The 24,194-nt window shown below is 74.3% G+C and carries 26 protein-coding genes; 17 read left to right on the forward strand and 9 right to left on the reverse strand.

Annotated elements, in window-relative coordinates; all coding sequences use genetic code 11:
- Nucleotides 1-28: 28 nt before the first annotated feature.
- The 6 genes from ribH (at nt 29) to ACFV1L_RS30635 (ending at nt 4,888) form a co-directional block, all read left to right on the forward strand.
- Nucleotides 29-514, forward strand: a complete 486-nt coding sequence (gene ribH / locus ACFV1L_RS30610) for a 6,7-dimethyl-8-ribityllumazine synthase (RefSeq protein ID WP_380371992.1) — start codon at nt 29-31, stop codon at nt 512-514.
- A gap of 104 nt (nt 515-618) precedes the next feature.
- Entirely contained in the window at nt 619-891 is a 273-nt protein-coding gene (locus ACFV1L_RS30615; RefSeq protein WP_035859611.1) for a phosphoribosyl-ATP diphosphatase, read from the forward strand.
- Nucleotides 892-928: 37 nt separating this feature from the next.
- Nucleotides 929-1,777 (forward strand): ATP phosphoribosyltransferase, encoded by an 849-nt coding sequence (hisG, locus tag ACFV1L_RS30620; protein ID WP_380371995.1) that lies wholly within the window; start codon nt 929-931, stop codon nt 1,775-1,777.
- Nucleotides 1,778-1,838: 61 nt separating this feature from the next.
- Nucleotides 1,839-2,282: a PH domain-containing protein gene (locus ACFV1L_RS30625; protein ID WP_380371998.1), complete on the forward strand. Its 444-nt coding sequence runs from the start codon at nt 1,839-1,841 to the stop codon at nt 2,280-2,282.
- A 216-nt stretch (nt 2,283-2,498) separates the two neighbouring features.
- Entirely contained in the window at nt 2,499-3,842 is a 1,344-nt protein-coding gene (locus ACFV1L_RS30630) for a hemolysin family protein (protein WP_380371999.1), read from the forward strand.
- A complete protein-coding gene (locus ACFV1L_RS30635) occupies nt 3,839-4,888 on the forward strand; it encodes a hemolysin family protein (protein WP_380372002.1) in 1,050 nt (349 codons plus the stop codon). Before ACFV1L_RS30630 ends, ACFV1L_RS30635 begins: the two co-directional genes overlap by 4 nt.
- Nucleotides 4,889-4,947: 59 nt before the next feature.
- Here the strand turns inward: ACFV1L_RS30635 and ACFV1L_RS30640 are convergent, their stop codons facing one another.
- Both ACFV1L_RS30640 and ACFV1L_RS30645 read right to left on the reverse strand, forming a co-directional pair.
- A complete protein-coding gene (locus tag ACFV1L_RS30640; RefSeq protein WP_380372004.1) occupies nt 4,948-5,616 on the reverse strand; it encodes a rhomboid family intramembrane serine protease in 669 nt (222 codons plus the stop codon).
- A 115-nt stretch (nt 5,617-5,731) separates the two neighbouring features.
- Nucleotides 5,732-6,619, reverse strand: coding sequence for an SDR family NAD(P)-dependent oxidoreductase (locus tag ACFV1L_RS30645; protein ID WP_380372007.1), 888 nt, complete (start codon nt 6,617-6,619; stop codon nt 5,732-5,734).
- A gap of 68 nt (nt 6,620-6,687) precedes the next feature.
- On the opposite strand from ACFV1L_RS30645, the gene ACFV1L_RS30650 reads away from it, so the two are divergent.
- From ACFV1L_RS30650 to ACFV1L_RS30665, 4 genes are all read left to right on the forward strand, one after another.
- On the forward strand, nt 6,688-7,353 hold the full coding sequence (locus ACFV1L_RS30650; protein WP_380372009.1) for a TetR family transcriptional regulator: 666 nt from the start codon (nt 6,688-6,690) through the stop codon (nt 7,351-7,353).
- A 94-nt stretch (nt 7,354-7,447) separates the two neighbouring features.
- Nucleotides 7,448-8,185 (forward strand): YqjF family protein, encoded by a 738-nt coding sequence (locus tag ACFV1L_RS30655; protein WP_380372012.1) that lies wholly within the window; start codon nt 7,448-7,450, stop codon nt 8,183-8,185.
- A 159-nt stretch (nt 8,186-8,344) separates the two neighbouring features.
- Entirely contained in the window at nt 8,345-8,908 is a 564-nt protein-coding gene (locus ACFV1L_RS30660) for a hypothetical protein (RefSeq protein ID WP_380372015.1), read from the forward strand.
- Nucleotides 8,909-9,067: 159 nt separating this feature from the next.
- Nucleotides 9,068-9,658: an RICIN domain-containing protein gene (locus ACFV1L_RS30665; RefSeq protein WP_380372017.1), complete on the forward strand. Its 591-nt coding sequence runs from the start codon at nt 9,068-9,070 to the stop codon at nt 9,656-9,658.
- 26 nt (nt 9,659-9,684) lie between these two features.
- On the opposite strand, the gene ACFV1L_RS30670 is transcribed toward ACFV1L_RS30665, so the two are convergent.
- The 4 genes from ACFV1L_RS30670 to ACFV1L_RS30685 form a co-directional block, all read right to left on the reverse strand.
- Nucleotides 9,685-10,323, reverse strand: a complete 639-nt coding sequence (locus tag ACFV1L_RS30670) for a DUF4230 domain-containing protein (protein ID WP_380372020.1) — start codon at nt 10,321-10,323, stop codon at nt 9,685-9,687.
- Between the two features lie 62 nt (nt 10,324-10,385).
- Nucleotides 10,386-12,194 (reverse strand): AAA family ATPase, encoded by a 1,809-nt coding sequence (locus ACFV1L_RS30675; protein WP_380372050.1) that lies wholly within the window; start codon nt 12,192-12,194, stop codon nt 10,386-10,388.
- Between the two features lie 313 nt (nt 12,195-12,507).
- On the reverse strand, nt 12,508-13,131 hold the full coding sequence (locus ACFV1L_RS30680; RefSeq protein ID WP_380372022.1) for a uridine kinase: 624 nt from the start codon (nt 13,129-13,131) through the stop codon (nt 12,508-12,510).
- A 74-nt stretch (nt 13,132-13,205) separates the two neighbouring features.
- Nucleotides 13,206-13,607, reverse strand: coding sequence for a hypothetical protein (locus ACFV1L_RS30685; protein ID WP_380372024.1), 402 nt, complete (start codon nt 13,605-13,607; stop codon nt 13,206-13,208).
- A gap of 207 nt (nt 13,608-13,814) precedes the next feature.
- Here ACFV1L_RS30685 and ACFV1L_RS30690 point away from each other — a divergent pair, with 207 nt between their 5' ends.
- The 4 genes from ACFV1L_RS30690 to fxsA all read left to right on the forward strand — a co-directional run bounded on the left by ACFV1L_RS30690 (nt 13,815) and on the right by fxsA (nt 18,333).
- Nucleotides 13,815-14,255 (forward strand): Lrp/AsnC family transcriptional regulator, encoded by a 441-nt coding sequence (locus ACFV1L_RS30690; RefSeq protein WP_035859581.1) that lies wholly within the window; start codon nt 13,815-13,817, stop codon nt 14,253-14,255.
- A 31-nt stretch (nt 14,256-14,286) separates the two neighbouring features.
- Nucleotides 14,287-15,921: an amidohydrolase gene (locus tag ACFV1L_RS30695; protein WP_380372027.1), complete on the forward strand. Its 1,635-nt coding sequence runs from the start codon at nt 14,287-14,289 to the stop codon at nt 15,919-15,921.
- Between the two features lie 46 nt (nt 15,922-15,967).
- Nucleotides 15,968-17,572, forward strand: a complete 1,605-nt coding sequence (lnt, locus tag ACFV1L_RS30700) for an apolipoprotein N-acyltransferase (RefSeq protein WP_380372030.1) — start codon at nt 15,968-15,970, stop codon at nt 17,570-17,572.
- Nucleotides 17,573-17,763: 191 nt separating this feature from the next.
- Entirely contained in the window at nt 17,764-18,333 is a 570-nt protein-coding gene (gene fxsA, locus ACFV1L_RS30705; RefSeq protein WP_380372032.1) for an FxsA family membrane protein, read from the forward strand.
- Nucleotides 18,334-18,541: 208 nt separating this feature from the next.
- Here the strand turns inward: fxsA and ACFV1L_RS30710 are convergent, their stop codons facing one another.
- The 3 genes from ACFV1L_RS30710 to ACFV1L_RS30720 form a co-directional block, all read right to left on the reverse strand.
- Nucleotides 18,542-18,916 (reverse strand): RNA polymerase-binding protein RbpA, encoded by a 375-nt coding sequence (locus tag ACFV1L_RS30710; protein ID WP_035859576.1) that lies wholly within the window; start codon nt 18,914-18,916, stop codon nt 18,542-18,544.
- A 232-nt stretch (nt 18,917-19,148) separates the two neighbouring features.
- Nucleotides 19,149-20,786: a hypothetical protein gene (locus tag ACFV1L_RS30715; protein WP_380372035.1), complete on the reverse strand. Its 1,638-nt coding sequence runs from the start codon at nt 20,784-20,786 to the stop codon at nt 19,149-19,151.
- Nucleotides 20,787-20,927: 141 nt separating this feature from the next.
- Nucleotides 20,928-21,122, reverse strand: a complete 195-nt coding sequence (locus ACFV1L_RS30720) for a hypothetical protein (RefSeq protein ID WP_014134294.1) — start codon at nt 21,120-21,122, stop codon at nt 20,928-20,930.
- Between the two features lie 340 nt (nt 21,123-21,462).
- Between ACFV1L_RS30720 and ACFV1L_RS30725 the strand changes: the two genes are divergently transcribed.
- The 3 genes from ACFV1L_RS30725 (at nt 21,463) to ACFV1L_RS30735 (ending at nt 24,076) form a co-directional block, all read left to right on the forward strand.
- Nucleotides 21,463-21,864, forward strand: coding sequence for an ankyrin repeat domain-containing protein (locus tag ACFV1L_RS30725; RefSeq protein ID WP_380372037.1), 402 nt, complete (start codon nt 21,463-21,465; stop codon nt 21,862-21,864).
- Nucleotides 21,865-21,885: 21 nt separating this feature from the next.
- Nucleotides 21,886-22,392 carry a GNAT family N-acetyltransferase gene (locus ACFV1L_RS30730; protein ID WP_380372040.1) on the forward strand — a complete coding sequence of 169 codons (507 nt, stop codon included), beginning with the start codon at nt 21,886-21,888 and terminating at the stop codon, nt 22,390-22,392.
- Nucleotides 22,393-22,630: 238 nt separating this feature from the next.
- Nucleotides 22,631-24,076 carry an endo-1,4-beta-xylanase gene (locus ACFV1L_RS30735; RefSeq protein ID WP_380372042.1) on the forward strand — a complete coding sequence of 482 codons (1,446 nt, stop codon included), beginning with the start codon at nt 22,631-22,633 and terminating at the stop codon, nt 24,074-24,076.
- Nucleotides 24,077-24,194: the final 118 nt, after the last annotated feature.

The raw sequence follows: 24,194 nt of genomic DNA on the forward strand, positions 1-24,194 counted from the left end.
TGACGCACCGCCGAAAGAGGAACGAGCCATGGCCGGCCACGGAGCCCCCGTCCTGTCCCCGAAGAACTGCGCCGACCTGCGGGTCGCGGTGATCGCCGCGCAGTGGCACGAGCAGGTGATGAACGGACTGCTGGACGGCGCGCACCGCGCGCTGAAGGAACTCGGGATCGAGGAGCCGACCGTGGTCCGCGTCCCCGGTACCTTCGAACTGCCGGTCGCAGCCAAGCAGTTGGCCGGCCGCGGGTACGACGCGGTGGTGGCGCTGGGCGTGGTGGTGCGCGGCGGCACCCCGCACTTCGACTACGTCTGCCAGGGCGCGACGCTCGGCCTGACCCAGGTGTCGGTGGAGACCGGCGTCCCGGTCGGCTTCGGCGTGCTCACCTGCGACACCGAGCAGCAGGCGCTGGACCGGGCCGGGCTGCCCGGCTCCACGGAGGACAAGGGCCACGAGGCGGTCACCGCCGCCGTCGCCACCGCGGCGGCGCTGCGCGAGGTCGCCGAGCCCTGGCGCTGATCGGACGATCGCACCGCGGGCGGGCCGCCGGATGTCCAGCGGACTGTCCACGGTGCGAAACCGTTTACCGTCCGTCCGCCCGCACCCCGTAAGGTGAGGTCATCATGGCTTCCAAGACATTCGAGGAGCTCTTCACCGAGCTCCAGCAGAAGGCCGCCACCGGCGACCCCACGACCTCCCGCACCGCCCAGCTCGTGCAGCAGGGCGTTCATGCCATCGGCAAGAAGGTCGTCGAGGAGGCCGCCGAGGTCTGGATGGCCGCCGAGTACCAGTCGCCCGAGGAGGCGGCGGAGGAGATCTCCCAGCTCCTCTACCACGTCCAGGTGATGATGGTCGCTCGCGGGCTGACGCTCGAAGACGTCTACAAGTACCTGTAAACCCCACCCCGCACAGCCAACGAAGGGTTCGCCTCTCATGCTCCGCATCGCCGTCCCCAACAAGGGTTCGCTCTCGGGTCCCGCGGCGGAGATGCTCCATGAGGCCGGCTACCGGCAGCGCAAGGACGCCAAGGAACTCGTCCTGGTCGACCCGGACAACCAGGTCGAGTTCTTCTTCCTGCGCCCGCGGGACATCGCCGTCTACGTCGGCTCCGGCCGGCTCGACGTCGGCATCACCGGCCGCGACCTGCTGCTCGACTCCGCCTCGGACGCCGAGGAGGTGCTCGCGCTCGGCTTCGCCGCCTCCACCTTCCGGTTCGCCAAGCCGGTCGGCGCCGAGATCGCCTCCGTGCAGGACCTCGACGGGCTGCGGATCGCCACCTCGTACACCGGCCTGGTCGAGCAGCACCTCGCCGAGCACGGCGTCAAGGCCACCGTCACCAAGCTGGACGGCGCCGTGGAGACCGCCGTCCACCTGGGCGTCGCCGAGGTGATCGCCGACGTGGTGGAGACCGGCACCAGCCTGCGCAACGCCGGCCTGGAGGTGTTCGGCGAGCCGATCCTGGTCTCCGACGCCGTGGTGATCCGCCCCAAGGGCGCCGCCGAGGACCCGGCGGTCGAGCAGTTCCTGCGCCGCCTGCAGGGCGTGCTGGTGGCCCGGCGCTACGTGCTGATGGACTACGACATCCGGGCCGAGAAGGTCGGCGCGGCCGTCGCGCTCACCCCCGGCCTGGAGTCGCCGACCGTGTCGCCGCTGCACACCGAGGGCTGGGTCGCGGTCCGCGCCATGGTGCTCCGCAAGGAGGCCCAGCGGATCATGGACGACCTCTGGTCGATCGGCGCCCGCGCCATCCTGGTCACCAACATCCACGCCTGCCGCCTCTGACCCTCCGTCAGAACGGGGGCCGCCCGCCGCGGCGGCCCCCGCCTTTTCCGGGAGCCACCGCATGTCCACCCCCGCCGCCCTCCCCGTCACCTGGGCGCCCCGCCGCAACCGCGCCGTGCTGCTCACGCTGTGCGGCGTGATGGTCCTGCTGTTCACCGTGCTCGCCGTGGCACTGCCGGAGAACTGGCAGCTCAGGGACCGGGTGATGATGGTGATCAGCGGCCTGCTGTTCGCCGCGGTCGGCCTGATGCTGGCCCGCCCCAAGGTGGTCGCCGACGCCGACGGCCTGACCGTGGTCAACTTCGTCCGCAGCCGCCGGCTGGCCTGGGCCGAGGTGCTCCGGGTCAACCTCAAGCAGGGCGACCCGTGGGTGATGCTCGACCTCGCCGACGGCACCGCGCTGGCCGCCGTCGGCATCCAGCCCGCCGGCGGCCGCGAGCAGGCCGTCACCGCGGCCCGCGCGCTCCGCGACCTGGTCGAGGAGCGCGGCGCCGCCCGGAGCTGAGCGCGCCCTGACACGCCCCGGACGCCCGGGCCGAACCGGGCCCGGGAAACCGTTCGGGTATCGTCTACGCTGGTAAAACCGCGGCAAAGCCCACCAGTGTCCGGCTTTCCGCGCCGACCCGCGACCTGAGGAGTGACACCTCCCCTCGATGGACGATCCGTCCGGTAGTACCCGCGCCGCCGTGCACATTCCGAGCCGGGAAGGGCGGGCGGCCCGATGACCACCGCCTGGCTCATGCTGTTCGCGGCCTTCCTGCTGATCCTCGCCAACGGCCTGTTCGTGGCCGCCGAGTTCGCGTTCGTGACCGCCGACCGCGGCACCGTGGAACGCGCCGCGGCCGCCGGCGAGCGCCGTGCGAAGAGCCTGTCCAAGGCCCTGCACAGGCTGTCCTTCCAGCTCTCCGGCGCCCAGCTCGGCATCACCATCACCTCCCTGGTGGTCGGCATGCTCGCCGAGCCGGCGCTGTCCACCCTGCTGTCGCCGGTGTTCACCGGCATCGGCCTGCCCGCCTCGGCGGCCCGCGGCACCGCGCTGATCGTCGGCCTGGTGCTGGCGACCGTGCTGCAGATGGTGATCGGCGAACTCGTCCCGAAGAACTGGGCGATCTCCCACCCGATGCAGGTCGCGTACGCCGTGGTCGGCCCGCAGCGGGTGTTCTCCGCCGCCTGCCGCCCGCTGATCGCGTTCCTGAACGGCTCCGCCGACCGGATCGTCCGGGCCTTCGGCGTGGAACCGCAGGAGGAGCTCGGCCACGCCCGCACCGCCGACGAACTGGTCGCCCTCGCCCGGCACTCGTTCCAGGCCGGCGCGATGGACGAGGAGTCGACCGTCCTGTTCGTCCGCACCCTCGGCCTGCGCGAACTGACCGCCGAGTCCGTGATGACCCCGCGGATCGACGTCGCCGCGCTCCAGCAGGACGCCACCGCGAGCGACGTGCTCAACCTCACCCGGGCCACCGGCCTGAGCCGCTTCCCGGTCTACAGCGACAGCCTCGACGAGGTCACCGGCACCGTCACGCTCAAGGACGCGCTCGCCGTCCCCGCCGACCGCCGCGACCACACCAAGGTCCGCCACCTGGCGTCGCCGCCGCTGCTGGTCCCCGAGACGCTGCCCGTCGAGCGGCTGCTCGACCTGCTGCGCCGACGCGAGCCGATGGCCGTGGTGGTCGACGAGTACGGCGGCACCGCCGGCGTCGCCACCATCGAGGACATCGTCGAGGAGGTCGTCGGCGAGGTCCAGGACGAGCACGACCCCGACGACACCCCCGACCTGCGCCCGCTCGCCCCGCGCGACGGACTGCCGGTCTGGGACGCCGACGGCCGGGCCCGGCTCGACCAGCTCGCCAAGATCGGCCTGAACGCCCCCGACGGCCCGTACGAGACCCTCGGCGGACTCCTCGCCGACCTGCTCGGCAAGCTCCCGGCGGTCGGCGAGAGCGCCGACCTGCCCGGCTGGGAGATGACGGTGACCGCCGTCGACCGCCACCGCACCAGCCGGGTCGAGGTGCGCCGCACCCGCCCCGAGCACGACCATGACGACGACCAGGACGGTCACCGATGAGCGCCCTGCAACTCGCCTTCTCGCTGCTCCTGCTGCTCGGCAACGCGTTCTTCGTCGGCGCCGAGTTCGCCGTCATCTCGGTGCGCCGCAGCCAGATCGAACCGCTCGCCGAGGCCGGCGACCGGCGCGCCCGCACCGTGCTGCACGCGCTGTCCAACGTCTCCGCGATGCTGGCCGCCGCCCAGCTCGGCATCACCGTCTGCTCGCTGCTGCTCGGCGCGCTCGCCGAGCCGACCATCGCGCACCTGCTGGAGCCGGCCTTCCACGCCCTCGGCGTGCCCGACTCGGCGATGCACCTGCTCAGCTACGCGATCGCGCTCAGCGTGGTGGTGTTCCTGCACATGGTGATCGGCGAGATGGTGCCGAAGAACCTGGCGCTCGCCGGACCGGAGAAGGCCGCGCTCTGGCTCGGCCCGCCGCTGGACCGGCTCGCCCGCTGGCTGGCCCCGGCGATCACGTTCCTGAACGCCTTCGCCAACGGCGTGCTGCGGCTGTTCCGGGTCGAGCCCAAGGACGAGGTCAACTCGGTGTTCACCAGCGAGCAGCTGCTGCACCTGCTGGCCGACTCCGGCGAGGCCGGCCTGCTGGACGACACCCGCCGCGAACGGCTGGAGGACGCCCTGGAGATGGGCAGCCGCCCGGTCACCGAGGTGATGCTGCCGGCCGACCAGCTGGTCACCGTCGACCGCGCGGTCACCGGCGAGCAGATCCAGCAGCTCGCGGTGCGCACCGGCTTCTCGCGCTTCCCGGTCACCGACGAGCGGGGCGCCGTCCTCGGCTACCTGCACGTCAAGGACTCGCTGGAGGTCGACGACCTCACCGCGCCCGTCCCGGACCGGCTGTGGCGTCCGATCACCGTGCTGCGCTCCGGCCTGCCGCTGGACGACGCGCTGGCCGCGATGCGCCGCGCCGCCGCCCACCTGGCGGCCGTGGTCGACGCGGACGGCCGCCAGGTCGGCCTGGTCGCCCTGGAGGACGTCCTGGAGGAGCTGGTCGGCGAGGTCCACGACCCCGACCACCGCCCGCCGGCGCCCACCGCGCGCTGACCGGCCCCCGCGCAGCTCCTCGGCCCCCGTCGCGGTTCCGCGGCGGGGGCCGAGCGCCGTCAGCGGGCCGTCAGGGGCGCCGGCCCGGTGCGGGGGAGCAGGGCCAGGCCGAGCAGGCAGCCTGCCAGCAGGCCCGCCCCGTGGTTGTTGTGCAGGGCGCACAGCAGGACGCCCCCGGCGGGGACCAGCAGCGCCCACCGGGCCTCCGCGAGCGGGCCGGCCGCGAGGAGGGCGACGGCGAGCGCGCCCAGCAGGCCGCAGATCGCCACCGAGTCGCCGCCGCCGCGGACCGACCAGCCGGCCAGGCTGACGGCCTGCGCCAGGACGCCGGAGGCCAGGAACACCGCGAGGGTGCGCCACCGCCCGAGCACCGGTTCGGCGACCGCGCCGACCACCAGCAGCGCCGGCAGGTTGACCGCGATCTGCGCCGCGCCGGAGGACTGCACCAGCAGCGCCGTCCCGGCCCGCCACCACTGACCGTCCGTCAGCGCCCCGGGCCGGCGGCCGAGTCCGTCGACCACGCCCGGTGCCGCGTACTGCACCACGGCCATGACCGCCAGCACGGCGAACAGGGCGAGCGTCACCCACGGCCGCCGCCGGGCCAGGGCGGTCAGCGCTTCGCGCGGGCCGCCGTCCGGGCCGCCGGGGGCGGTCAGGGCCAGGGTGCGCAGTCCGCCGCCGACCACCAGCGCCGCGCCCGCGTACAACCCGATCCCGTGCGGTGACATGTTCCGACCCCCGTCCGTGCGGCCCGGGGCCCCTGCCCCGGTGCGAGGGTCCATCATGGCGGCCGGGCGGGGCGGTCCGGCAGTCCGGACGATCATGGAAAGGCCGTGACGGCTGTCACGCCGCGGGCGGCAGGTCCACCGGGTAGGGCTCGGCGAAGTCGGCGGAGCGGCTGACCCGTTCCCAGGCGCCGGCTTCGGCGAGCTGGCGGCGCGACCAGTCGAGCGCCATCGTCACGGCGTTCACGCCGAGCAGCAGGTGGCTCGGGACGTCGCCGCGCCGGACCGTGCGGACGATGATCGCGGCGGCCCGCCGCGGGTCGCCGGCGCCGCCCGAACCGCCCTGCCGGACCCGGCGGTTCATCGCGCCGACCGTTTCGTCGTAGGCCTCGGGGACGGGGTGGGCGGTCATCGAGGAGCCGGCCCAGTCGGTGGCGAAGCCGCTGGGCTCGACCACCATGTACCGGATCCCGAAGGGTGCGGTCTCGGCGGCCACGACGCGGGTGAAGCCGTCGACCGCGAACTTGGCGGCCTGGTAGGAGGCGATGCCGGGGGAGCCGCCGACCCGCCCGCCGATGGAGGAGAACTGCACGACGGTGCCCGACCGTTGGCGGCGCAGCGCGGGCAGCGCCGCCTTGGTGACGTGGTAGACGCCCCAGAAGTTGGTCTCGAACTGGGCGCGGACGTCGGCGTCGTCGGAGGTCTCCACCGGCGACACGTTGGCGTACCCGGCGTTGTTGACCAGGACGTCGATGCGGCCGAAGCGGGCGAGGGCGGCGTCGATCGCCGCCTGCGCGGCCGCCGGGTCGGTGACGTCCAGCGGGAGGGTGAGGACGCGGTCGCCGTGGCCGGCGAGTTCCTCCGCGAGGGGTTCGGGGCGGCGGGCGGTGGCGACGACGAGGTCGCCCGCGTCGAGGGCGGCGTCGACCAGGGCGCGGCCGAAGCCGCGGGACGAACCGGTGATGAACCAGACCTGCTGCCGGGTGGTGCGCGCTTCTTCGCTCATGCCATTAGTACAACACCGTTCTCTTAATAGCGCAACAGCGTTGTGTTAGCTGCTCCTATGATGGGCACATGACTGAGCCAGCCTTCCGACGGGCCCGCAGCGCCGAGGCCAAGCAGGCCCGCGAAGGGGCGATCCTGGACGCCGCCCGGGCGCTCGGCGAGGGCCGCGGCATCCGCGAGGTCACCCTGACCGACATCGCCGCCGAGGTGGGCATGCACAAGTCCGCGCTGCTGCGGTACTTCGAGACCAGGGAGCAGATCTTCCTGGAGCTCACCGCCCAGGGCTGGCGCGAGTGGTCCGCCGCCCTGCGCGCCGACCTGGCGGCCCGCGCGCACGCCACCCCCGCCGAGGTCGCCGAGCTGCTCGCCGCGACGCTGTCGGCCCGCCCGATGTTCTGCGACCTGCTGGCGCAGGCCCCGCTCAACCTGGAACGCAACGTCTCGCTGGACGCGGTGCGCACCTTCAAGCTCGTCACGCTGGACGAAGTCGCGCTGATCGGCGCCGAGTTGAACCGCCTGCTCGGCCTGACGGAGCAGCAGGTGCTCGACCTGGCCGCCACCGCCACCGGCATGGCCGGCGCCCTCTGGCAGATCGCCACCCCCGGCCCCGCCGTCCGCGCCCTCTACACCTCGGACCCCCGCCTCGGGCACGCCGTCGTCGAGGTCGAACCCCGCCTGCGCCGCATCCTCGCCGCCTTCCTGACCGGCGTCGAGGCGGCCGCCCCGACCGGCTGAGGCACCTGCCGCACCCGCGACCGGGCACCGCGAAGACCCCCGGGTGGTCCGCCGCCGGGGCGGTGGGGCGGCCGGCTCCGGGTAGACGCCGGCCATGACGCAGCGACACGCCGACCCGCCCGCCGCCCCGGTCGCCCTGCGGATGGACTGGCTGCGGCTGGCCTTCCTGCACTGGCCCTACGAGCCGAGGGCGGTCCAGCGGCTGCTCCCCGCCGGGCTGACCGTCGACGAGTGGGCCGGCCGGGCGTGGGTGGGGCTGACCCCCTTCACCATGGCGGACGTCCGCCTGGCCGGCCGCCTGCCACTGCCCGGGCCGGGCCGGTTCCCGGAGACCAACCTGCGCACCTACGTCCGGGGGCCGGACGGACGGGACGGCCTCTGGTTCTTCTCCCTGGAGGCCGCCCACCCCCTGGTGGTCGCCGCCGCCCGCACCCTGCTGGGCGCCCCCTACCGGCTCGGCCGGCTGCGGGTCGAGGACGGCGGGGAGCGGATCGACTACGCCGGGCGCCGGGCGGGCGGCGGCGCCGCCTACCGGGTGCGGCTGCGCCCGGGCGGCGCCGTCGTCCCCGCCGACCTGGAGATCTGGCTGACCTCCAGGTGGCGCGCGTACACCCGCCACGCGGGCCTGTTCTGGGAGGTCCCGGTGGACCACGAGCCGTGGCCGCTGCGCGCCGCGACCTGCGAGGAGGCCACCGAGAGCCTCACCGCGGCGGCCGGGCTGCCCGCCCCGGCCGGGCCGCCGTTGGCGCACTTCTCCGACGGGGTCCGCGGCGTGCGGGCCGGGCCGCCCCGTGCGCTGCGGCGGAAGGCCGCACCTCCTGCTGCGCGGTGACGTCGGGGCGGAGCGGGCCACCCGCAGGGAGGAGGGCGTTCTCGTCCGCCGTGCGGAGCGCGGTTCGTCCGCCGGGCGGAGGGCGGCCGGCGGCCGGGACGGAAGGATGAAGGACGTCGGGCGAACGCCCGATTCCCTTGCAGTGACGGAGAATTGACGATGCGAAAGCTCGACCGTGCAGCCGCCGCCGTGGGCGTGGCGACCGTGGCGCTGGTGGCCGGAACTGTCGGGGCGGCGGGCCCCGCCGCCGCCGCGCCGGCCGCCGGACGGCACCTGGGCGTGCACAGCTGGACCCTGCTCAACCAGGGCGGGCCCGGCCCCAACCCCGGCCAGCGGCTCACCGCCCGGGTGGAGGCCCGGACCGAGAACGGCCGCACCGGCGGGCACGCCGTCGTCGAGCACGTCTTCGACGGCGAGGGCACCGTCCGGGTCGAGTTCGACGTGGACTGCCTGGTGGTGGACGGCGGCGCGGTGACCGTCACCGGCCCGGTCGCCGGCGCCGTGGCCACACCGGCCGACGGCAGCGCGCCGACCACCGGACCGGCCGGGTGGCACCCCGAGACCGGGCTCACCTTCTACCCGGCCGACGCGCAGGGCCGGCTGCGGGCGGGTTGGGCCGGCGCCGACCTGCTGCACCCCGAGAACCCGCCCCGGGCCACCAGGTGCACCCCGGTCCCGGCGTCCGCCTGGGTCATCGGGGGCCGGACCGTCGTGCACGGCTGACGGCGCGTCGGGGAGCGTCCGGGCGGTGTTTCCGGCCAACCTTGACGGTGCCCCATCAAGGGATTCCGGCGTCCGCGGGGCTCGTCTACGGTGGGTGCCGCTCGCCCGCACCACCGGGCAAGGGGCCCGGTTGCGCTCAAGCACTTGGGGGGACCCACCATGCGACTCCGCACCACCGCCGTCCTGCTCGCCGCCGCCGCGGCCCTCGCCGCCCCGCTGCTCCCCGCCACCGCCCAGGCCGCCGCGCCGACCACCGCCGGCGCGGACCTGACGCTCGGTCGGAACGCGGTCGGCGTCCGGCCCGGGGCGGCGACCGTCACCGGCACCTACATCCGCATCCACAGCCTGTACTCGGCCGTCACCGGCCAGTGCCTGGACGCCGACGCCAACAACGGCGCCAACGGCACCCGGGTGCAGGTGTGGGGCTGCAACGGCACCACCCAGCAGGAGTGGATCTCCTGGAGCGACTACAGCATCGAGAGCGTGCGCTTCCCCGGCATGTGCCTGGACGCCGACACCAACGGCGGCGGCAACAACGGCACCCGGCTGCAGCTGTGGCAGTGCAACGGCACCACCCAGCAGCAGTGGTTCATGCGCGCCAACGACCTGGCGATCTACAACCAGCGGTTCAACAACAACCTGAACACCGTCGTCGACCGCGACATCAACCTGGCCGGCAACGGCGCCCAGGCCCAGCTGTGGGCGAAGAACTTCCAGTCCCAGCAGTGGTGGCAGATCACCGGCGCCTGACCCGGGAGACGGGCGGCGGAGGGCGCCTACGCCACGGTCACCGTGACCGAGGTGAAGCCCAGCGAACCGAGCAGGCCGGTCAGCATCGCCCTGGTGTTGTTCTCGGCCGTCGCGGTCAACTCGGTGTCCTTCGCCGCCTGCTGGATCTTGTCGACGGCCAGCAGCTCCACCTTGTGCTGGTCCTCGCCGGAGTCGGAGGAGAAGAAGTCCCCGATCCGGTCGAACAGCCCGCGCTCCTGCGAGAACAGGTACGAGTGCTTCACGTCCAGCGCGGCGTCGGCGAGTTGGGCGTGCGGAATCACGATGCTCGCGGTGCGGCGGTCCTCGGAGACCTTCACCGCGTCCGGCCCGAGCCGGCCCAGGTCCACGTACGCGCCGACGCTGCCCGCGCCGACGTACAGCGAACGGGTGCCGAGCAGCGCCGACGGCAGGAACTTCGCCTCCTGCGCGAGGTCCACCACGACCTGGAAGTTGCCGGTCGCCGCGGTGTAACGGCTCATGTTCTGCACGGACTTGAGGACCACCGGCTGGCTGCGGTCCACCGTCCGCTCCTCGAACGGGTCGACCACGCCCGGCAGCCAGCCGAGCTTCGCCGCCCCGAGGAACACGGCCGCGATCACGGCCAGGGTGATCGGCAGGGACAGGTACCAGGGCACACGACGCACGGCCGCTCCTCCTCGCGGGGACGGGTCCTCCACCCGACCCTCGCGCGGCACGCTATCGCCCGTCACTGACGTCCGTCGATCAGTTCGCCGTACGCCTGGAGCAGATCCGGCAGCCGCAGGGTGGCCAGGTCCTCCCGGGACGGCACGCCGCGCTGGCCGGACAGTCGCAGGTCCCGGTAGGCGCACGACTTCTCGTACAGGGTGCGGACGAAGCGGCCGTTGCCGAGCTGGTCGATCCAGCCCTCGGCGACCACGTGCCCGCAGATCGACGCCAGCTCCTCGGCCGCGTCCACGTCCCAGCCGTCGCCGTCGGCCTGCGCCAACTGCACGCCGATGTCCGCGAGTTCCGCCGGGCGGTAGGAGGGGAAGTCGACCCGGGTGGTGAACCGCGAGTTCAGCCCCGGGTTGGTCGCCAGCAGCCGGTTCATGCCCTCCGGGTAGCCGGCCAGGATCACCACCAGCCGGTCCCGGTTGTCCTCGGCCCGTTTCAGCAGCACCTGCAGCGCCTCGTCGCCGTACGCATCGCCCTTGCTGTAGCCGGAGTTGGCCAGCGAGTACGCCTCGTCGACGAACAGCACGCCGTCCAGCGCCGAGTCGATCAGCTCGTTCGCCTTCACCGCGGTCTGCCCGAGGAACTCGCCCACCAGGTCCGCCCGCTGGGCCTCCACCAGGTGGTCGCCGGAGAGCAGGCCGAGGGCGTGGAACACCCGGCCGAGGATCCGCGCCACCGTGGTCTTGCCGGTTCCCGACGGGCCGGAGAAGACGAAGTGCCGTTTCGGCGGCTGCACCGGCAGCCCCCGGTCCGCGCGCAGCCGGGCCATCCGCAACTGCGCCGACAGCGCCCGGACCTGACGCTTCACCGGGTCCAGGCCGACCATCGCCTCCAGCTCCGCCAGCGCCTGGTCCAGCTCCAGCCGGGCGGCCGGCGCCGGGTTCGGCCCGGCCGGCGGAATCACCGCCGCCGCCGGCCAGTTGCCCAGCCGCAGGGGTAACGGCGACACGCCGGACGCCCGTTCGGCCAGCTGCCCGCCGCGCGGCTCCCCGGCCGGCGGCTGCGCGCGCTCCGGCTCCGGCGAGCCGTCCTCCACCAGGTCGACCGCCGCCTCCACCGCGGCGCCCCGGTACTCCCCGTACGACTCCCCGTACCCGGCGCCGTCCAGCAGCCCGTCCTCGGCGGAGATCGCCGCCAGCCGCTGCTCGGTGTCCATGAACGCCGGATCCGCCCGGTGCACCGCCCGGTACAGCGGCAGCGCCGCCGCCGTGCGCCCCGCACCCTCGTACGCCCGGCCCAGCCAGTACCGCAACTCCTTGCGCTGCGGCTGCTCGGAGCGGCAGCGGGCCAGCGAGGCCGCCAGCGGGCGCTGCGCCTGCGCGCACATGTCGAGGCGGACCCGGGCCATGCCCGCGAACAGGCCGGCCTCGATGCCCAGCACCGGATCGTCCAGCAGCCGGTCGGTGTCCCGGATCAGCTGCTCCCAGTCCTTCAACAGGTAGGAGCGGCAGGCGTGCAGGAACCGCACCGCGGGCTCCTGCTCCGGCGCGGGGCAGGCCGCCAACGCCTGGTCCAGCTCGGTGAGATGACGGCCGTCAAGCCAGTGCGAGGCGTGCGCCAGGGCCAGGTCCTGCGCGGTCTCCAGCACCGGCTGCACCCACCAGCCCAGCCAGTACCAGGAACTGAGCGGACGGCGGTGCCGCTCGCGCTGCTCGCCGAACCGCTCCCGGTGCCGGTGCATCGCCAGCAGCGCTCCGGCGGTGTCGCTGCGCAGGGCGTGCAGGCCCAGCCAGGCGTCCGCCATGCCGGGGTCGACGCGCACCGCGTCCCGGAACTCCTCCTCGGCGCGGGCGTACGAGCCGGCCGTGTACGCGTCCATGGCACGCGACCAGGCGCGGTCGGCCTCCGGATCCGGCCCCGCCGCGGCGGACCCCTTGCCGCCGGAACTCTCCACCGTCACTGACGCCCCCCGCCAGACCTCGGGGCGCTGATGCGCGCCTGCGGGCATGGTACCGGCGCAGAGCTGATCCGTAAGCCTGGCGCGCGGGTCAAATGGCGCGAGACGATCGGGTGTTGGGGTGCGAAGCGGACCCCGCCGCGAAGGGGAACGGCGTCTCCGGCTCACGGGGGAACAAGCCGGAGACGCCGTGTCTGTGGTTGCGGATTCAACTGATTTCCGCGACAGGCCGAACTTAGGTCCTGACGACGCCGCAGGTCAAGACCAGTTCAACCGGCTCACTCAGGGTGTCCCCGACGATCCGCCCGGTGATCCCGTCGACCCGCGGCGAGGCGTACGGACGACTCGGATCGGCCGCGAAGTGCGCCCGCTCCGCCGCCGCCCAACCCGCCCAGAACTCGGCCAGTTCCGGACCGTCCCGCAGCTCCCCGCGGGCCCGCGCCGCCGCCGCGTCCAGCTCCATCCACAGCAGCGCCGCGAGCGCCGGACGCACCGCCCGCCGACCCGCGCCCACCCCCTCCAGCAGCACCACCGGCGCGGGCGGCACCTCCCGCACGCCGCGGAACTCCCGCGCCGTCCAGTCGTACACGCCGTGCCGGGCCGGCTCCCCGCGCGACAGCGGCGCCAGCACCTGCTCGCGCAGCCGGCCCACCCAGCCGAACGGCTCCTGATGGGTCGCCAGATCGTCCAGGTGCACCACCGGCGCGCCGCCGAGCGCCGCCGCCAGCCGCCCCGCGAACGTGGTCTTGCCGGACCCGGCGTGCCCGTCCACCGCGACCAGCCGCACCGGGCCCAGCGAAGGCGGCAGCGCGAGCAGGCCCGCGGACAGCGCGGACAGGTCGGGGAAGGCGTCGGTCATCCGGCCAGCCTACGCGGGCCGGGCGGAGCACCCGGAGGGCACCGGAGGACGGCGCCCTCGACGGGACGTGCGGCTCAGGCCGCCCGGCGGTCGCGCTGCGCGGGCAGCAGTGCCCGCACCGCGCGGTGGGCGCCCGCGTGCGAGAACGGCTGGGTGCGCCAGTCCAACGCCGTCGGCAGCGCCACCAGGTTGTCGAAGCCGTCCTGCGCCGGCTGCTCCACGCACTCCGGCAGGTCGGCCGTCGGCGCGCCGGTGCCCCGGCAGATCGCCGACTGGAAGGGGTTCCACGCGGACGGCAGCACCGCGTGCTGCGGCAGCCGCTCCTCGTCCCCGATCAGTGCGATCGGGCGGTCACAGGCCGGGCAGTGCACCCGGACGATCTCCCAGCTGTCGGCCGCGCCCGGGTCCGTCCCCAGGGACGGCTCGGGCGCGCCGGGTTCGTCCTCGACGTCGGGACGCTGGTCGGTGGAAGGCATCTGATCCCCCTCGGATCGGGCCGGAGTCACTCGTTGTCCGGGCCACCAGCAGCACTTCCCCCTGACGGCACGTCATAACCCTGCACTCGGGCGCACGGTGATGCACCGCGTGTGTTCCTCGCCACATTCCATTGGCATGTGCCCCCCGAATGCGCCCCCCGTGAGCTGCCTGCACGGCCCCGCCCTCATCGAGTAGGTTGACGCCTTGTGGAGGAACTCGACCAGCGCATCGTCCAGCTGCTGCTGCAGGACGGACGGATGAGCTACACCGACCTGGGCAAGGCCACCGGCCTGTCCACCTCGGCCGTGCACCAGCGGGTGCGGCGGCTCGAACAGCGCGGCGTCATCCGCGGCTACACCGCCATCGTCGACCCCGAGGCGGTCGACCTGGCGCTCACCGCGTTCATCTCCGTCAAGCCGTTCGACCCCAGCGCCCCCGACGACACCCCCGAACGCCTGGTCGCCCTCCCCGAGATCGAGGCCTGCCACAGCGTCGCCGGCGACGAGAACTACATCCTCAAGGTCCGCGTCCCCGGCCCCGGTGACCTGGAGGACCTGCTCGCCCGGATCCGCTCGGCCGCCGGCGTCTCCACCCGCACCACCGTCGTCCTCTCCACCCCGTACGAGGCCCGCCCCCCGAAGCTCTGAGCCCGGTGTCCGTGGTGCGAGACTGGACGCCATGACCGAACGCACCGACCGGACCGTCCTGCTGCGCGGCGGCAACGTCTACAGCCCCGCCGACCCCTTCGCCACCGCCATGCTGGTCGAGGGCGAACACATCGCCTGGGTCGGCAGCGACGGAGCGGCCGAGGCGTACGCCGACGTCGCCGACGAGATCGTCGAACTGGACGGCGCCCTGGTCACTCCCGCGTTCGTCGACGCCCACGTGCACGCTACCTCCACCGGCCTCGCCCTCACCGGCCTCGACCTCACCGACTGCGCCGGCCTCGCCGACGCGCTCGCCGCCGTCTCCGCGTTCACCGCCGGCCGGACCGAAGGCATCCTGCTCGGCCACGGCTGGGACCAGACCCGCTGGCCCGAGCACCGCGCCCCCTCCCTCGCCGAACTCGACGCCGCCGCCGGCGGGGCCGCCCTCTACCTCTCCCGCACCGACGTCCACTCCGGCCTCGCCACCAGCGCCCTGCGCGCGCTCGTCCCGGCGCTCGCCGACCACGCCGGGTACTCCGCCGACGGCCCGCTCACCCAGGACGCCCACCACGCCGTCCGCCGCGCCGCCCTCGCCCACCTCACCCCCGCCCAGCGCCGCGACGCCCAGCACGCCACCCTGCGCCGGGCCGCCGAACTCGGCATCGGCGCGCTCCACGAGTGCGCCGGCCCCGACATCTCCTCCGCCGAGGACCTCGCCGCGCTGCTCGCCCTGGCCGCCGAGACCGACGGCCCCGAGGTCTTCGGCTACTGGGGCGAGCTCGGCGCACCGGGCGTCGAGACCGCCAAGCGCCTCGGCGCGGTCGGCGCCGGCGGCGACCTCTTCGTCGACGGCGCACTCGGCTCGCACACCGCCTGCCTGCACGACGCGTACGCCGACACCGACCACACCGGCGTCGCCTACCTGACGGCCGATCAGATCGCCGAGCACGTCGTCGCCTGCACCGAGGCCGGCCTGCAGGCCGGCTTCCACGCCATCGGCGACGCCGCGATCGGCGCCGTCCTGGACGGCGTCCGCGCCGCCGGCGACAAGCTCGGCGCCGAACGCGTCAAGGCGATGCGGCACCGCGTCGAGCACGCCGAGGCCCTCACCCCCGAGACCATCGCCGCGTTCGCCGAACTCGGCCTCACCGCCTCCGTCCAGCCCGCCTTCGACGCCGCCTGGGGCGGACCCGACGGCATGTACGTCGAACGCCTCGGCGCCGAACGCGCCGCGCGGCTCAACCCGTTCGCCGCGCTGCTGCGCGCCGGCGTCCCGCTGGCCTTCGGCTCCGACGCGCCCGTCACCCCGCTCGACCCGTGGGGCGCCGTCCGCGCCGCCGCGTTCCACCGCACCCCCGAGCACCGGATCTCGGTGCGCGCCGCGTTCACCGCCCACACCCGCGGCGGCCACCGCGCCCTCGGCCACGACCAGGACGGCGTCCTGGTGCCCGGCGCGATCGCCTCCTACGCGATCTGGGCCACCACCGACCTGGTCGTCCAGGCCCCCGACACCCGGATCGCCGGCTGGTCCACCGACCCCCGCTCCGGCACCCCCGGCCTCCCCGACCTCACCCCCGGCGAACCCCTCCCCACCTGCCTGCGCACCGTCGTCCGCGGCCGGACCGTCCACACCCGCCAGGACCCGCCGGCCCGCCCGCACGGGTGAGGTACCTTTCGGGGGACGTCGTACGAGGTAGAGAGGTGGTGCGCAGGTGGCACTGCCCGTTTCGCAGGAGCGCCCGGTGACCGCGGGGAAGTCGGACACGGCACCGGAACGCCCCGGCCGCGGGGCCTGGTGGGCCCGGACCGGCCTGGCCGCACTGGCCGGGACGGTGATGGCGTTCGCCTTCCCGCCGTACGACGTGTGGCCGCTGTCGATCCTCGGGGTGGCGGCGCTGACGCTGCTGACCCGGGGCCGGCGGGCCCGGCACGGCGCCTGGCTGGGCTTCGTGTTCGGGCTGCCGTTCTTCGTGGTGCTGCTGTCCTGGCTGCGCGTGGTCGGCTGGGACGGCGTGGTCGGCCTGTCCGCCATCGAGGCGCTGTTCCTCGCGCTGATGGGCGCCGGCCTGGCGCTCACCTCCAAGCTGCGCGGCTGGCCGTTGTGGGCCGCGATGCTCTGGGTGACCCAGGAGTGGGCGCGCGACCGGCTGCCGTTCGGCGGCTTCCCGTGGGGCCGGCTGGCGTTCGCCAACACCGCCAGCCCGTTCACGCCGCTCGCCGCCCTCGGCGGGGCCCCGCTGGTGACCTTCGCCGTGGCGTCCTGCGGAACCCTGCTGGCCTGGGCGGGGCTGAGCGTGCTGCGGGCCCGCCGGGCCGGTACCGCCGTCCTGCCGTGGCGCACCGTCGCGGGCGGCCTGGCGGCCGTCGCGCTGGTGCTGATCGGCTACGCGGTGCCGGTGCCGACCACGGCCGCCGACACCGTGCGGGTGGCGATCGTCCAGGGCAACGTGGACCGCCCCGGCATGGACTTCCTCGGCCGGCCGATGCTGGTGCTGAACAACCACGCCGGTGCCACCGAGCAGCTCGCCGCCGACGTCGCCGCCGGCCGGGCGCCCAGGCCCGACGTGGTGATCTGGCCGGAGAACGCCTCCGACCTGGACCCGTTCACCGACCCCGCCGCCTACGCCCGGATCGACCAGGCCGTCAAGGCGGTCGGCGTCCCGACCCTGGTCGGCGCCCTGGTCGACGGCCCGGACCAGCAGCACGTCCGCAACGAGGGCATCGTCTGGGACCCGTCCTCCGGTCCGGGGGAGTCCTACACCAAGCAGCACCCCGTGCCGTTCGGCGAGTACGTGCCGTTCCGCTCCGAACTCTCCAAGGTGATCACCCGCCTGCAGCGCGTCGCCCGGGACTTCTACCCCGGCACCGGCAGCGGCGTCATGCACCTCGGCCCGGCCCGGATCGGCGACGTCATCTGCTTCGAGGTCGCCTACGACGAGATCGTCCGCGACACCGTCAACCAGGGCGGCCGGGTGCTGGTCGTGCAGACCAACAACGCCACCTACAACCGCACCGGCCAGACCGAGCAGCAGCTGGCGATGTCCCGGCTGCGCGCCGTCGAGCACGGCCGCGCCGTGCTGATCGCCGCGACCAGCGGCGTCAGCGCCGTCATCACCCCCGACGGGCAGGTGCAGCAGCGGACCGAGGAGCTCGACCAGGAAGTGCTGAACGCGGTGGTGCCGCTGCGCGACAGCCAGACCGTCGCCGACAAGGTCGGCGCCGGGCCCGAGTGGGTGCTGGCCCTCGGCGGCCTGCTGGCCTGCGGCGTCGCCGCCGCGGCCGGATGGCAGCGGCGCCGGGCGGCGAAGCGGCCCTGACGCGGCACGCCGGGCCCCGGCCCGCCGCCCGACGGGTGGCGCGCCGGGGCCCCGTCGCAGCCCGGCCCGGCCGGCCGGCGCCGGGCGGCGGAACACGCGGCCGCGTCGGGCCGTTGTGCAGGGTGGTGCCGTGAACGCGGCCGGAGACGCCGGCCGCCGCTGAGAGCACCGCGATGGAGTGGATCCGTACCGTGTCCCAGCAAGCAACCCCGGCCCCCCAGGCCCGCCGCGGGCGCCTCGCCCGCGCCGTGCCGCTGCTGATCGCCGCCTGGCTGGTGCTGGAGATCTGGCTGGTCACGGTGGTGGCCGGCTGGGTGGGCTGGTTCCTGACGTTGGTGCTGCTGCTGGCCGGGGTGTTCCTGGGCGGCACGGTGATCAAGCGGGCCGGCGCCCGGGCGTTCCGCGCCGCCGTCGAACTGTCCAAGGACCCGCAGTCCGCACAGCCGCAGACCGGCACCTCGATGACGGTGCTGGCCGGCGTGCTGCTGATCCTGCCGGGCTTCCTGTCCGACCTGCTGGCCGTCACCTTCCTGCTCCCGCCGACCCGCGTCCTGTGGCGCGCCGCCGGCCGCCGGATCACCGGCTCGGTGCTGCGCTCCACCGCCCCCGTGGGCGCCGACCGGTTCGCCGACGCGATGCGCCTGCAGGAGCAGCTGCGCATCCACCGCCCCGACGGCAAGATCGTCCAGGGCGAGGTCGTCGACCCGCCGTCCCGCCCGAACGGGCCGGACACCGAGTACCGCCCGCCGATCGCGCCCTGACGCGGCTTCCACCGCCCGGAGGGGCGGGAACGCCCGCGAGGAGGAGAGAGGAGAGGGGGACGGCCCGGCGGCCGTCCCCCTCTCCGTGCCCGTCCGGCCGCCGTGCCCGCCGGCTGATCCTCCGCACCCGCGGACAGCCGAAGGGCCCCGGAACTTCCGGGGCCCTTCGGCAGTGGTGCGGGGTCGCCGCCCTTCGGTCCTTCGGCCGTCAGGCGGACTTGCGGGAGTCGCGCGGGTGGACCGCCAGGTTCATCCCGCCGGAGCGGAGCACGGCCAGGCGCTCGGCCAGGACCTCCTCCAGTTCCTCGCGGGTCCGGCGCTCCATCAGCATGTCCCAGTGGGTGCGGGTGGGCTTGGTCTTCTTCTCCTCGGGCTCCTCACCGTCGAGGAGCGCGGCCTCCTGACCGCAGAAACGGCACTCCCACACCATGGGGATCTCCGCCTCGACCGAGAACGGGACCTCGAAACGGTGTCCGTTCTGACATGCGTACTCGACGGTCTGGCGCGGTGCCAGATCAATGCCGCGGTCGGTCTCGTAGCTGGTCGCCCCGAGTCGCGTGCCGCGGAGAGCTCGCTCGCTCATGAATCGTGCCTCCCGGGCTTCTTGCCCACAGGACTAGTGGTCGCTGTTCTTCGTCGATGGGTCCAACGCCCGACCTCCGACGAAGATTCCCGTCCGGGACATACGTCGCCTGTCGTGCCGCCCCTGTTTGTACCCATGGTCGCCCGATTTGTCACATCTGAGCGGTGATATCACCCGGCGTGTCACATTTTGTGCACTTCTGGTCGGTGGGGCGGGCCGGGAGCGGTCCCGGTCACCAGGCCGGTCGGGGCTGGGCGGCGGCGACGTCCTTGGACAGCTCCACCTGGACCGGCTCCGGCTCGGCGGCCGCCGGCTCCGGATCGAGCGCCCCGGCGTCCACCGCCTCGACCGCGGCGACGTCCACCGCCTCGGCCGGTGCGGGCGCCTCGGTACGGGTGTCGCGGTGCGGCAGCAGCGCGATCACCGCCTCGCGCAGCGCGGGCGCCGCGTCCTCGTCCAGCGGGTCGACCGTCACCGGGACCTGGACCCGGACCGGGGCGGCGGTGCCGATCCGGGCGTAGCCGCGGCCGGGCGGGGTGTGCGCGGCGGGCGCGATGTCCAGCGGGACGCCGAGTCCGGCCGAACCGGAGTCCGCGGTGACCGGGCCGAGCACCAGCCGGGCCCGGGTGCAGGTGTGCACGGTGGGGGAGATCCGGTCCCGGGCCTCCAGGTCGTCCACGAACACCACCGTGACCCGCGCCGCCCGGCCGTGCCGCAGCGGCACCTCCAGCAGTGCCTGCGGGTCGGTGCGGCCCTCGGCGTGGGCGAGTTCGGACAGCTCGGTGAGGTGGTCCAGCAGGATCCACAGCGGTCGGGTGACGTCCGCCGGAGCGGCCACCCCGTGGTGGCGGGCCGCGTTCAGCGCGATCAGCCGGCGCTCGGTCTCCTTCGCCACCCACTCCAGCGCGGCCAGCGCCCCGTGCAGGCTGGTTTCCACGGTGTACACGCCCGGCCGGTTCACCAGGCAGGCGTGCTCGCCGGTGCTCGCCCCGTCCACCACCACCAGGTCGCCGTACGGCAGCGCCTGCAGCGCGATCGAGCGCAGCAGCGTCGACGTCCCGTACCCGGCCGCGCCGAGCGCCAGCAGGTGCGGCTCGGCGGAACGCGGGCCGACCCGCCACACCACCGGCGGCTGCTGCTCCGTCACCCCGCCCTGCTCGACCGGGATGGTGCGGTGACTGCCCTCGCCGTCGGTGAAGCCGAGCACGATCTCGCCCGGCGCGGTGACGAAGCGCTGCGCCACGATGTCGGCGGGCAGCGGGGCGAGCGCGCTCACCCGCAGCCGGTTGATCTCCTCGTCCCAGTCGAAGCGGTACTCCCGGGAGCGGCCGGCCTTGCCCTGCACCACCTGCTCGATCCGGGCCCGGGCGGCCGGCTCGGTGTCGGTGAAGTACGCCGGGTAGGAGATCTCCAGGGTGGCGAGCCGGCCGTCCGCGTCGAACTCCCAGCCGGAGAACGCCGCCCGCCACTCGCCGTCCAGCCGGTACAGCGCGAACGGGTCGTCGAAACCGCCGAAGTACGGGGTGAGCGCCGCGTACAGCGCGGTCAGCTTGACGTCGGCGAGGTCCGGCTCCGGCTCGGGCGCGGACTTCGGGCTGCGGCCGACCCAGGCCGCCGAGGCGACCAGGGCGACGATCGCCAGCAGCGGGCCGTGCGGCAGCAGGAAGATGCCGAGCGTGGTGGCCGCGGCGACCAGCAGGGTCGGGCCGCGCCGCTCCTTCGGCAGGGCCGTCCAGCGGCCCCTGGCCCAGTCGGCGTGGCGGCGCAGACCGCGGCCGATCAGCGTCAGCGGCGCGAACACGTCGGCGGCGTGGTCGCCGGCCGTGCGGGCGAGGTCGCGGCCCCGGTTGAAGTGGCGGTTGAGGGACATGCGGACTCCGGAAGCGGGGAGGGGTGCTGACGGGGGATCAGGTGGGCGATCGGGTGCGGGCGGGCCCGGTGCCGGGCGGGGACGGCCCGGACGGGCGAACGGCCCGGGGCGGTGGGAACTCCGCGCCCGGGCCGGGACCGCTCAGAACTTGAGGCCGCCGATCAGGCTGGCCAGGCTCGCGCCGCCCGCCTGGATGCTCGGGGCGATCGAGGAGCCCGCGACGTAGAAGCCGAACAGCGCGCACACCAGGGCGTGCGAGATCTTCAGCCCGTCCCGGCGGAAGAACAGGAAGGCGATGACGCCGAACAGAACGATGCCGGAGATGGAGAGAATCACGGGATGCTCCTCACGGGGCGGGGGACAAGGTGACAGAAAGTGCCTTTATGGTGACAAAAAGTAAATGGGGATGGGGTGCGGCGAACGGGTGGTTCTCGCCGGGCCGGCCGGGTCGGCCGTGCACGTCCGGGGCGTCCCGCGGGGCGGTGCCGGTGGATCGCACCGGCGCACTCAGGCGTCCCCGCGCCCGGCGCACCCGCGACCCGAACGCCCGGAATTCGCCCGAACGGCTGGGCGGAACCACCCCCGGGCGGCCCCCGGCCGCAGCGCGCGCGGCACCTCCCGGGGCCGCGGCACGTTCACAGGACCCCACGACACCCATCGGAAGGCGGAACACCCCATGACCGGACCCGGCACGCCCGACGCCGACGTCATCGCCCTGGCCGGCCGGCTCTTCGACGCCGCCCGCGCCGGCGACACCGAACTGCTCGCCGCCCACCTCGACGCCGGCGTGCCCGCCAACCTCACCAACGACCGCGGCGACACCCTGCTGATGCTCGCCGCCTACCACGGCCACGCCGCCACCGTCACCGCACTGCTGGAGCGCGGCGCCGAACCCGACCGGGTCAACGACCGCGCCCAGACCCCGCTGGCCGGCGCCGTCTTCAAGGCCTCCACCGACGTCGTCGACGCCCTGCTCGCCCACGGCGCCGACCCGCACGCCGGCACCCCGTCCGCGCTCGACGCCGCCCGCCTGTTCGGCCGCGACGACCTGGTCGCCCGCCTCACGGACGCCCGGTAGCGGCCCGTACCCTTGACCGACATGGAGATCCGCACCACCGGCTTCGGACACCCCGACGCCCAGAAGCTCGCCGCCGACGTCCAGCAGGAGTACGTCGTCCGGTACGGCGACGGCGACCAGACCGTCCTGCACGCCGACCACTTCGACCCGCCCGCCGGGCTGTTCGTGATCGGCTACCTGGACGGCGAGCCGGTGGCCTGCGGCGGATGGCGCGTCAAGGAGCGCGACGAGGACGGCCTGCGCGACGGCGACGCCGAACTCAAGCGGATGTACGTCGTCCCCGCCGCCCGCGGCCGCGGCCACTCCCGCGTCCTGCTGCGCCACCTGGAGCAGGCCGCGATCGCCGCCGGCCGCACCCGGCTGGTGCTGGAGACCGGCACCCTGCAGCCCGAGGCGGTCGGCCTGTACCGGTCCGAGGGGTACGCCGAGATCCGCAAGTTCGGCTACTACAAGGACCACGAGCTCAGCATCTGCATGGGCAAGGAACTCGTCGGCGCCGAAGCCGGCCCGGTCGCTGACGCACTGTAACTTTCGCACCCGGCCCGCCGGTCGGAGCGGCCGCCGACCCGGCACCACCGGGCGGCGGCCGCTCCGCCGTTCCGCCGCCCCGCCGCAGGTCGGGGCGGCGGTGCGCCCGCGCACCGTCGAACCCCCGGGGAAACCCGGCCGGTCGGCGGCACCGGCCGCCGGCGCGGCCGTCCGTTGCCCGGGGCGCGAGGCCGACCGTACGGTCCGTCCACCCACCCACCCCCCGGAAGGACGGACCATGGCTGCACAGTTGCGCGCAGCACACCGGCGCGGGCGCGCCCTCGCGGCGCTCGCCGTCGCCGCGGCCGGCGGACTGCTGGCCGCCGCCACCTTCGGCAGCGGCCCCGCCGGAGCCGCCGGCACCACCCTGCGCGACCTCGCCGAGGCCAAGGGCAGCTACTTCGGCACGGCCATCACCCAGAACGACCTGAACAACTCCGCGCTGACCGCCGTCGCCGGCACCCAGTTCGACATGGTCACCCCCGGCAACGAGATGAAGTGGGACACCACCGAATCCTCCGCCAACAACTTCAACTTCGGCCCCGGCGACAAGATCGTCATCTTCGCGAAGTCCCACAGCATGCGGGTGCGCGGCCACACCCTGGTCTGGCACAGCCAGCTGCCGTCCTGGGTGAGCAGCCTGCCCGGCTCGCAGGTGCAGGCCGCGATGGAGAACCACGTCACCACCCAGGCCACCCACTACAAGGGCCAGGTCTACTCCTGGGACGTCGTCAACGAGCCGTTCAACGAGGACGGTTCGCTGCGCAGCAGCGTCTTCTACAACGCCATGGGCAGCGGCTACATCGCCGACGCGCTGCGCACCGCGCGGGCCGCCGACCCGAACGCCAAGCTCTACCTGAACGACTACAACATCGAAGGCCTCAACGCGAAGAGCGACGCCATGTACCAACTGGTGTCCTCGCTCAAGTCGCAGGGCGTGCCCATCGACGGCGTCGGCCTGGAGTCCCACTTCATCGTCGGCCAGGTCCCCAGCAGCATGAAGGCCAACATCCAGCGCTTCACCGCGCTCGGCCTCGACGTCGCCGTCACCGAGCTCGACGACCGGATGCAGGTGCCCGCGAGCGCCGCCGACCTCGCCCAGCAGGCCACCGACTACGCGACCGTGATCGGCAACTGCCTGGCCGTCAGCGGCTGCGTGGGCGTATCCCAGTGGGGCGTCGGCGACGCCGACTCGTGGATCCCCGGGGCGTTCAGCGGCTACGGCGCGGCCACCATGTACGACAACAACTACCAGCCGAAGGCCTCCTACAACTCGGCCGTCACCGCGCTCGGCGGCACCGCGGGCTCGCCGTCGCCGTCCTCCTCGCCGTCCCCCTCCTCCTCGCCGTCGACGCCGCCGAGCGGCGGCGCGTGCAAGGTCAGCACCCAGGTCAGCGCCTGGAACACCGGCCTGACCGAGAACATCACCGTCACCAACACCGGCGGCAGCGCCGTCAACGGCTGGTCGGTGAAGTTCACCCTGCCCGGCGGACAGACCGTCACCAGCGCCTGGAACGCCACCGTCAGCCCGACCGCCGGACAGGTCACCGCCACCAACCTGGGCTACAACGCGGCCATCCCGGTCGGCGGCACCACCACCTTCGGCTTCAACGCGAACCACACCGGCAACGCGGCCGCCGCCACCGGCTTCACCCTCAACGGGGTGGCCTGCACCGCCGGCTGACCGCCGAGCGGCGGTCGGACGGTCCGCCGGACCCGGGGCCCGGCCCCCCGACGGGGCGGGGGCCGACCCGCCGGGGGCGGGGGGTGGGGGACCCCCGCCCCCCCCTCCCCCGAGGGCG

Source organism: Kitasatospora sp. NPDC059646 (assembly GCF_042734615.1).
Taxonomy (GTDB): Bacteria; Actinomycetota; Actinomycetes; order Streptomycetales; family Streptomycetaceae; genus Kitasatospora.

What these genes read in the sequence shown, in the direction of transcription:
- ribH (WP_380371992.1), top strand. Translation starts at nt 29, where the DNA reads ATGGCCGGCCACGGAGCCCCCGTCCTGTCCCCGAAGAACTGCGCCGAC.
- ACFV1L_RS30615 (WP_035859611.1), top strand. Translation starts at nt 619, where the DNA reads ATGGCTTCCAAGACATTCGAGGAGCTCTTCACCGAGCTCCAGCAGAAG.
- hisG (WP_380371995.1), top strand. Translation starts at nt 929, where the DNA reads ATGCTCCGCATCGCCGTCCCCAACAAGGGTTCGCTCTCGGGTCCCGCG.
- ACFV1L_RS30625 (WP_380371998.1), top strand. Translation starts at nt 1,839, where the DNA reads ATGTCCACCCCCGCCGCCCTCCCCGTCACCTGGGCGCCCCGCCGCAAC.
- ACFV1L_RS30630 (WP_380371999.1), top strand. Translation starts at nt 2,499, where the DNA reads ATGACCACCGCCTGGCTCATGCTGTTCGCGGCCTTCCTGCTGATCCTC.
- ACFV1L_RS30635 (WP_380372002.1), top strand. Translation starts at nt 3,839, where the DNA reads ATGAGCGCCCTGCAACTCGCCTTCTCGCTGCTCCTGCTGCTCGGCAAC.
- ACFV1L_RS30640 (WP_380372004.1), bottom strand. Translation starts at nt 5,616, where the DNA reads ATGTCACCGCACGGGATCGGGTTGTACGCGGGCGCGGCGCTGGTGGTC.
- ACFV1L_RS30645 (WP_380372007.1), bottom strand. Translation starts at nt 6,619, where the DNA reads ATGAGCGAAGAAGCGCGCACCACCCGGCAGCAGGTCTGGTTCATCACC.
- ACFV1L_RS30650 (WP_380372009.1), top strand. Translation starts at nt 6,688, where the DNA reads ATGACTGAGCCAGCCTTCCGACGGGCCCGCAGCGCCGAGGCCAAGCAG.
- ACFV1L_RS30655 (WP_380372012.1), top strand. Translation starts at nt 7,448, where the DNA reads ATGACGCAGCGACACGCCGACCCGCCCGCCGCCCCGGTCGCCCTGCGG.
- ACFV1L_RS30660 (WP_380372015.1), top strand. Translation starts at nt 8,345, where the DNA reads ATGCGAAAGCTCGACCGTGCAGCCGCCGCCGTGGGCGTGGCGACCGTG.
- ACFV1L_RS30665 (WP_380372017.1), top strand. Translation starts at nt 9,068, where the DNA reads ATGCGACTCCGCACCACCGCCGTCCTGCTCGCCGCCGCCGCGGCCCTC.
- ACFV1L_RS30675 (WP_380372050.1), bottom strand. Translation starts at nt 12,194, where the DNA reads ATGGACGCGTACACGGCCGGCTCGTACGCCCGCGCCGAGGAGGAGTTC.
- ACFV1L_RS30680 (WP_380372022.1), bottom strand. Translation starts at nt 13,131, where the DNA reads ATGACCGACGCCTTCCCCGACCTGTCCGCGCTGTCCGCGGGCCTGCTC.
- ACFV1L_RS30685 (WP_380372024.1), bottom strand. Translation starts at nt 13,607, where the DNA reads ATGCCTTCCACCGACCAGCGTCCCGACGTCGAGGACGAACCCGGCGCG.
- ACFV1L_RS30695 (WP_380372027.1), top strand. Translation starts at nt 14,287, where the DNA reads ATGACCGAACGCACCGACCGGACCGTCCTGCTGCGCGGCGGCAACGTC.
- ACFV1L_RS30710 (WP_035859576.1), bottom strand. Translation starts at nt 18,916, where the DNA reads ATGAGCGAGCGAGCTCTCCGCGGCACGCGACTCGGGGCGACCAGCTAC.
- ACFV1L_RS30715 (WP_380372035.1), bottom strand. Translation starts at nt 20,786, where the DNA reads ATGTCCCTCAACCGCCACTTCAACCGGGGCCGCGACCTCGCCCGCACG.
- ACFV1L_RS30725 (WP_380372037.1), top strand. Translation starts at nt 21,463, where the DNA reads ATGACCGGACCCGGCACGCCCGACGCCGACGTCATCGCCCTGGCCGGC.
- ACFV1L_RS30730 (WP_380372040.1), top strand. Translation starts at nt 21,886, where the DNA reads ATGGAGATCCGCACCACCGGCTTCGGACACCCCGACGCCCAGAAGCTC.
- ACFV1L_RS30735 (WP_380372042.1), top strand. Translation starts at nt 22,631, where the DNA reads ATGGCTGCACAGTTGCGCGCAGCACACCGGCGCGGGCGCGCCCTCGCG.